Raw genomic sequence first — 541 nt, forward strand, 5'->3', positions numbered from 1 at the left:
GTTCTTGCCGGCTCTTCTTCAGTTCCTGGATGGCTCTCGATGACCGAGCTTGCTGCCCCACACGGACGCCGTCGGCCAATCCCAACGAAAGCCGCGTCGGCCGAACCTGTGGCCGCCGCATTGCCCACGCGGATCTTGGTCGTCGAGGACGATTTTCTCATCTCCCTCGAGATGGAGAGCACTCTGACCGCGGCCGGTTTCGAGGTCGTGGTCGTTGGCTCGGGCGAGGAAGCGCTCGATAGCGCAGCTGCGGACCGGCCTGATCTGGTTGTGATGGATATCCGGCTGTCCGGGGCCATGGATGGAATTCAAACTGCCCTGGAGTTGTTTCGAATTTACGGTTTGCGGTCGGTTTTTGCGACGGCGCATTCCGATTCCGACGTCCGCGCCCGGGCAGCGCCAGCGGAGCCGCTGGGCTGGCTGGTAAAGCCCTACACGCCGGCATCCCTGCTCTCAGCCATCCGCTCCGCGCTTAGGTCCGGCAGCTCGTCGGCAGGTTGAAACGCCGAATCCGCCGCCCCTCTGGCGAGCAGCCGCAGCC

Annotated in this window: 1 protein-coding gene; it reads left to right on the forward strand. The window is 64.3% G+C overall.

Annotated elements, in window-relative coordinates:
* Positions 1 to 501 (forward strand): response regulator (locus EOA60_RS36575; protein WP_245502728.1); only part of this gene is annotated, 501 nt, incomplete at its 5' end.
* Between the last annotated feature and the right edge of the window lie 40 nt (positions 502 to 541).

It is taken from the genome of Mesorhizobium sp. M1A.F.Ca.IN.020.06.1.1 (assembly GCF_004023265.1).
In the GTDB taxonomy this organism is placed as follows: Bacteria; Pseudomonadota; Alphaproteobacteria; order Rhizobiales; family Rhizobiaceae; genus Mesorhizobium.